Source organism: Bradyrhizobium sp. WYCCWR 13022, from assembly GCF_030435535.1.
In the GTDB taxonomy this organism is placed as follows: Bacteria; Pseudomonadota; Alphaproteobacteria; order Rhizobiales; family Xanthobacteraceae; genus Bradyrhizobium.
In genome coordinates this window covers 40,265-46,467 of record NZ_JAUIZJ010000036.1, presented here as the reverse complement: position 1 = coordinate 46,467, position 6,203 = coordinate 40,265, and the positions used below count along the sequence as shown (strand labels likewise).

The following is a 6,203-nucleotide window of genomic DNA, read 5'->3' as shown; positions in this document are numbered from 1 at the left end:
CCCTTTTCGCCGGATCAGGATGGGCGACACATACGACAAAACCGAATTTCGGTAAAGTAGAATATTTTGACGCAGGCCGATTGACCTACCCGCTGCTGTTTGCCCGACGAACAGCCCAAGAGCTTGGGGTGAGCGTGCTCATGGAATCGATTCCTTGAAGACCGCGCAATTGATGTTCGGCGCCCTCGCCCAGCGCGCGCCAAGGCTTTCGCGCCCAGCCCTTCACAGAACCGGGGCGAAGCGTCGGGCGGAGTTCGCCCCCGGACCGCTCAACCTGGAGCTAGACGCCATAAGGGGGTGTTTTGCCGCTCATCGTCGCAACGAGTGCGGCCAGCGCCCCGGCGTCGAGCATGACAGGTCGTTTCCGCGATCGAGATCACGGGCGCGGTGTGCGTGTCGATGCCGAGAAAGATGCGGCGATATCGGGCCGAACGGGTTGCGCTTCGCGCTCGCGCGCATCAGCGCCTTATCCGGCCGGGGTGCCCTGCTTCCACTGGCTGCCGGCGATCTTCGCGGCGGCGATCACGGCCTGGGTGCGGCTCTCGACGCCGAGCTTTTGCAGGATCGCCGAGACATGCGCCTTGATGGTCGCCTCGGAGACGCCGAGCTCGTAGGCGATCTGCTTGTTGAGCAGTCCCTCCGACAGCATCATCAGCACCCGCACCTGCTGCGGCGTCAGCGTGACCAGGCGGTCGCGCAGCTTGGTCATGTCGGGGTCGGAAGCGGCCGTCAGGTCGGTGTCGGCAGGAACCCAGACATCCCCCTCCATCACCTTGAGGATGGCGTCGCGCAGCGTCTCGACCCCGAACCGCTTCGGGATGAAGCCGGAGGCGCCGAAATCGAGCGAGCGGCGGATCGTGGCGCTGTCGTCGGAGGCCGAGACGATCACGACTGGAATCGCGGGATATTGCGCGCGCAGATAGATCAGGCCGGAGAAGCCGGAGATGCCGGGCATCGAGAGGTCGAGCAGGACCAGATCGACGTCGGAGGTTTGTTCCAGGAGCCTTGTCAGGTCCTCGAACGATCCGGCCTCGTCGATCTTCGCCGTGCTGAGGACGCCCGCCACCGCTTGCCGCAGTGCATCGCGGAACAACGGGTGGTCATCGGCAATGACGAGATGGGTGGAAGGAGCGTTCATCGATCTCTTGCTGTCGTTCACGTCAGCGCCAGTAATCCGGACCGGCGCAATGGTCAATTCTTTCCCGGCCGGCCGTGGCATGCAAGGGCACAATATTCCTTTGCCGGAAAGGGGTTAATCCGCAACCCGTGTGCCGGGTGCTGCACTATACACCCACATCGTCAGTTGCGTGTCAGGGCGCCCGGCCGAAAGTCGTATTGGGGCAGGTTTCACGCCGATGTTACTTTGAGGCAAGACCTGGGTTGATCCGGCATGCCCGGACAGCCGGGACGTGAGGAAACGAGCTTCGGGGAGCGCATTCACGATGTCCACAATGGCTGCAACGTCGGCAAGATCGACCGGCATGACGAAGGATGAGCGGTTCGTCATCCTCGCATCGTCACTCGGCACCGTCTTCGAATGGTACGACTTCTATCTCTACGGATCGCTGGCCCCGATTATCGGCGCGCAGTTCTTCTCGGCCTATCCGCCGGCGACCCGCGACATCTTCGCATTGCTGGCCTTTGCCGCAGGCTTCCTGGTTCGCCCCTTCGGCGCAATCGTATTCGGCCGCATCGGCGACATCGTCGGCCGCAAATATACCTTCCTCGTGACCATCCTGATCATGGGTCTGTCGACCTTCATCGTCGGCCTGCTGCCCAGTGCGGCAACCATCGGCTTTGCCGCTCCGGTGATCCTGATCGCGTTGCGCCTGTTGCAGGGCCTGGCCCTCGGTGGGGAGTATGGCGGTGCTGCGACCTACGTCGCCGAGCATGCCCCGCACGGCAAGCGCGGCTACTACACCTCCTTCATCCAGACCACGGCGACCATGGGCCTGTTCCTGTCGCTGCTGGTGATCCTGTTCACCCGCACCGCGACCGGCGAGCCGGACTTCGCGGCCTGGGGCTGGCGCATCCCGTTCCTGGTTTCGGTGCTGCTGCTCGGCGTTTCGGTGTGGATCCGGTTGCGCCTCAATGAATCGCCGATCTTCCAGAAGATGAAGGAAGAGGGCAAGAGCTCGAAGGCGCCGCTGACGGAAGCTTTCGCCAACTGGCAGAACGGCAAGCTCGTGCTGCTGGCGCTGCTCGGCGGCACCATGGGCCAGGGCGTGGTCTGGTACACCGGCCAGTTCTATGCACTGTTCTTCCTGCAATCGATCCTCAAGGTCGACGGCTATACCGCCAACCTGCTGATCGCGTGGTCACTGCTGTTCGGCACCGGCTTCTTCGTCGTGTTCGGCGTGCTGTCCGACAGGATAGGCCGCAAGCCGATCATCCTCGGCGGTTGCTTGATCGCGGCGCTGACCTTCTTCCCGATCTTCAAGATGATCTCCAGCAACGCCAACCCCGCGCTGGAAAAGGCGATCGAGGCCACGAAGGTCGAAGTGGTGGCCGATCCCGCGGGCTGCGGCGACCTGTTCAATCCGGTCGGCACCCGTGTCTTCACTGCGCCTTGCGACACTGCCCGCGCCTTCCTCGCCGCCTCGTCGGTCAAGTACTCGACGAGCGCCGGCGCGGCCGGCTCCGGCGTGAAGGTCATGATCAACGGCAAGGACATCGCCTATCCCGACGCGAAGGCGGGCAACCCGGCGATCACGGCTGCGATCGCGGCGGCGGGCTATCCCAAGGCGGGCGACCCCGGCATCGTGAAGATGTCCAACCCGTTCGACATCTTCCGTCCGCAGGTTGCGGCAATCATCGGCCTGCTCTTCGTCCTGGTGATCTTCGTCACCATGGTGTACGGCCCGATCGCGGCGATGCTGGTCGAACTGTTCCCGACCCGCATCCGCTACACCTCGATGTCGCTGCCCTACCACATCGGCAACGGCTGGTTCGGCGGCCTGCTGCCGGCGACCGCGTTCGCGATCGTGGCCTCGACCGGCGATATCTACGCCGGCCTTTGGTACCCGGTCGTGTTCGCCGTCATCACGGCGGTGGTCGGCTTCCTGTTCCTGCCGGAAACCAAGGACGTCGATATCCAGTCGACCTGATTGCGCGCTGGCCGGCACGAGGCCGGCAGCATCCAAACGAACCGGCCGCGGCCTCCGCGGCCGGTTTTGTTTTGCCGTCTACTGATTGCTGCCGATGAATTGCAGCACGACCTCGCGCCGGTGCGGACGCGCGCGGTGCTCGACCAGGTAGACCGCCTGCCAGGTGCCGAGCGCGAGCCCACCGCCCAGCACCGGCACGTGCAGCGAGGTCTGCGTCAGCATCGTCTTGATGTGCGCGGGCATGTCGTCGGGCCCTTCGGTGTCGTGCGTCCACGGCACATTCTCCGGCGCCAGCCGCGACAGCGCGGTGGTGAGATCGACCAGCACGGAAGGGTCGGCGTTTTCCTGGATGGTCAGCGACGCCGAGGTGTGACGGATGAACAGCGTCAATGCGCCCTCGCCCGCGCGCGCCTCATCGATGAACTTCGCGACGTCGCCGGTGAGATCGGTGAATCCGCGACCGGGCGTCTGCACCGTCAAGAGCGACGAGACGATCTTGGTGGCTTGCACCGACGATGGCGCGGAGCGAGTGACGGACTTGGTCGACGTCATGAAAGGTCTCTCGTCGAGTCGTCCTGCCGAAAGCCAGGGCGACAAAATTCAAATCTTCCCCGAGACGTCCTTCTGCACGCGATTGGCCATGTCGATGAGCCGGCGCCAGGCCTTTTCCAGGAACGACATCACGCGGTCCATGTCCTGGTCGCTCGGCAGCGGAATCTCGAACTTGCGGTCGCCCTCGGCGACCTTTGGTTCTTTTGCCTGTGGCTCGGACTTCTTCAGGGAATCGGACTTCGGCAGCGCCTCGTCGATCTTGCCCGAGACGGTCGGCCCGGCGGCGAGCTGCCCCTTCAATTTCTCGACCTCGGACTGGAGGCGGCCGATCTCGGCATCGAGCGCCGAGCGCTCGTCGGGCACGGCGTAGCAGGCCCAGCCGGCGTCGTTCTTGGTGCAGGTCGAGACCGTGCCGGTGCGGGTGTCGAGCCGCAGCACGCCTTCGGGGATCGGCGTCATGCTGTAGCGGCCGTTTTCGCCGTCGGGCGCCGATTGCGCGGCAACCAAGCCGCCGCCGACGGTCGTCACCACGACGATCGCGGCCGCAAGCCATGATGTTGTGGATGATTTCGCAGGTCTCATCGCGCTCTCCGCCACGCCGCGCAGGTGGCCCATCGAAGGATTCTACACCCCGGCGGGCCATGGCGCATCGCCAACACCCGCGAATCCGCCGTCAAAAACCGCATCCGCGAAATCAACATTGGCGGCCATCGCTTTGATCCCGCCAGGGCGGCGAAATATCGGCCATATCGGCAGATCGCGCGGAGAGCTGCTGCGGTGCGGCGTCACGCTGTGTGCAGCGCTGGCGAGCAAGGCAATATCATGAATGAAATCAAATATATAAGCGAACACGACGCGATCGTGACTTGGCTTGACTTGATTATGTGCGGTCAGTATGGTCCGCGCGGCTTTTGAGGGTGGCGGGCGTAATTTCCATTCAACCGCAGCGTTTCGGGTCTTCGTGGCATGGCTCAAGACACGGGACACGGCGAGAATGGAGATCGCGATAGATCGCCCGAGGAAGCTGCGCTTTCCGAACGGCTCGGAAGTCTTGATAAGCGGTTGTCCGAATTTCGCGATCGCCACATCAAGACCGAGCAACCCGCAGGTGACGGTGGAGACGGAGCGGCCAGAGCCTCGGCGATGGCGCTTGGTTTTCGGTTATCCTCCGAGTTGGTCGCCGGTGTCGCTGTCGGAGCGGGGATTGGCTGGGGTTTCGACCGCTTGCTGTCGACGTCGCCCTTCGGATTCATCGTGTTCCTGCTGCTGGGCTTCGTGGCCGGCGTGGTGAACGTGGTGAGATCGGCGGGCGCGGGTCAGAACAGGCGCGGTGGTTCTTAAGGCCGATCCGACACGAGGAGAGGAATGTCGCGCCGGCTTCGCCGGTGCGGGCCGGCCCGGCCGGCAGACCGAGACCCGCCGGCGTTGCCCGGCAGACCAAGAGATGCCGCGCCGATGAAAATCGATCCGATCCACCAGTTCAACATCGAGCCTCTCTTCACGATCGGCCATATCGGCCATCAAACGATCGCCTTCACCAATTCGTCGCTCTACATGCTGGTGGCCGTCGCCATCATCTCGATCCTGATGCTGGCGAGCGGCACGCAGCTGGTTCCCGGGCGCCTCCAGTCGGTCGCCGAGATCTCCTACGAATTCGTCGCCTCGACCATCCGTTCGACGGCCGGCTCGGAAGGCATGAAGTTCTTCCCGCTGATCTTCTCGCTGTTCATGTTCATCTGCGTCTCGAACCTGGTCGGCGTCATTCCCTACACCTTCACGATCTCGAGCCATTTGATCGTCACCGTGGGGCTGGCGCTGCTGGTCTTCTTCACCGTGCTGATCTACGGCGTCGCCAAGAACGGCCTGAAATTCTTCTCGATTTTCGTTCCCCACGGCGTCCCCGGCTACATCCTGCCGCTGGTCATGTTCATCGAGATCCTGTCGTTCTTCCTGCGGCCGGTCTCGCACAGCATTCGTCTGTTCGCCAACATGCTGGCCGGCCACATCGCGCTGAAGGTGTTCGCGGGCTTCGTCGCCATGCTCGGCTTCTCGCTCGGCGCCATCGGCTGGGTCGGCGGCGTGCTGCCGCTGGCGCTCACCATCGCGCTGTACGCCCTCGAGATCCTGGTCGCGTTCCTGCAAGCCTATGTGTTTGCGATCCTGACCTGCATCTACCTCAACGACGCCATTCATCCGGGACACTAAGCGGTCCGGGGAATTTCCACCCAAAACCCAATCTTTCTTCCAAGGAGTCTAAAATGGATCCGACAGCAGCAAAACTTATCGGCGCGGGCATCGCATGCATCGGCATGGGCGGCGCGGGCGTCGGCGTCGGCGTGATCTTCGGCAACTACCTCGCCGCGGCCGTCCGCAACCCGTCGGCCGCTCAGGGCCAGTTCGGCAACCTGATCTTCGGCTTCGCCGTGACCGAAGCGCTCGGCATCTTCTCGCTGCTGATCGCGCTGCTTCTGCTGTTCGTTTTCTGAAGAACGACTTCTTATCGCGCCGCTTCATCCGAAGCGGCGCGTGACAGCAACAGGAGTA

General features: G+C 63.4%; 8 protein-coding genes. 4 read left to right on the top strand and 4 right to left on the bottom strand.

The features are described from left to right. Positions 1–466: 466 nt before the first annotated feature. The gene (locus tag QY049_RS34760; RefSeq protein WP_194478318.1) at positions 467–1,138 is read right to left on the bottom strand and encodes a response regulator transcription factor; all 672 of its coding nucleotides are present in this window, start codon (positions 1,136–1,138) and stop codon (positions 467–469) included. A 343-nt stretch (positions 1,139–1,481) separates the two neighbouring features. Between QY049_RS34760 and QY049_RS34755 the strand changes: the two genes are divergently transcribed. Further along, entirely contained in the window at positions 1,482–3,107 is a 1,626-nt protein-coding gene (locus tag QY049_RS34755) for an MFS transporter (RefSeq protein ID WP_194482885.1), read from the top strand. 78 nt (positions 3,108–3,185) lie between these two features. Here the strand turns inward: QY049_RS34755 and QY049_RS34750 are convergent, their stop codons facing one another. The 3 genes from QY049_RS34750 to QY049_RS34740 are packed head-to-tail and all read right to left on the bottom strand — an operon-like array spanning position 3,186 to position 4,745. Further along, positions 3,186–3,659: a secondary thiamine-phosphate synthase enzyme YjbQ gene (locus QY049_RS34750; protein WP_301270445.1), complete on the bottom strand. Its 474-nt coding sequence runs from the start codon at positions 3,657–3,659 to the stop codon at positions 3,186–3,188. Positions 3,660–3,707: 48 nt separating this feature from the next. Continuing rightward, positions 3,708–4,241: a hypothetical protein gene (locus QY049_RS34745; RefSeq protein WP_301270444.1), complete on the bottom strand. Its 534-nt coding sequence runs from the start codon at positions 4,239–4,241 to the stop codon at positions 3,708–3,710. 42 nt (positions 4,242–4,283) lie between these two features. Then, positions 4,284–4,745: a hypothetical protein gene (locus tag QY049_RS34740; protein ID WP_301270447.1), complete on the bottom strand. Its 462-nt coding sequence runs from the start codon at positions 4,743–4,745 to the stop codon at positions 4,284–4,286. Here QY049_RS34740 and QY049_RS34735 point away from each other — a divergent pair. The 3 genes from QY049_RS34735 (at position 4,626) to QY049_RS34725 (ending at position 6,145) form a co-directional block, all read left to right on the top strand. Further along, the gene (locus QY049_RS34735) at positions 4,626–5,000 is read left to right on the top strand and encodes an AtpZ/AtpI family protein (RefSeq protein WP_194478321.1); all 375 of its coding nucleotides are present in this window, start codon (positions 4,626–4,628) and stop codon (positions 4,998–5,000) included. The two genes, QY049_RS34740 and QY049_RS34735, sit on opposite strands and share 120 nt — an antisense overlap. 114 nt (positions 5,001–5,114) lie before the next feature. Continuing rightward, positions 5,115–5,864, top strand: a complete 750-nt coding sequence (locus QY049_RS34730) for a F0F1 ATP synthase subunit A (RefSeq protein ID WP_194478322.1) — start codon at positions 5,115–5,117, stop codon at positions 5,862–5,864. 53 nt (positions 5,865–5,917) lie between these two features. Beyond that, the gene (locus tag QY049_RS34725) at positions 5,918–6,145 is read left to right on the top strand and encodes a F0F1 ATP synthase subunit C (RefSeq protein WP_092238250.1); all 228 of its coding nucleotides are present in this window, start codon (positions 5,918–5,920) and stop codon (positions 6,143–6,145) included. The last annotated feature ends 58 nt before the right edge of the window (positions 6,146–6,203 follow it).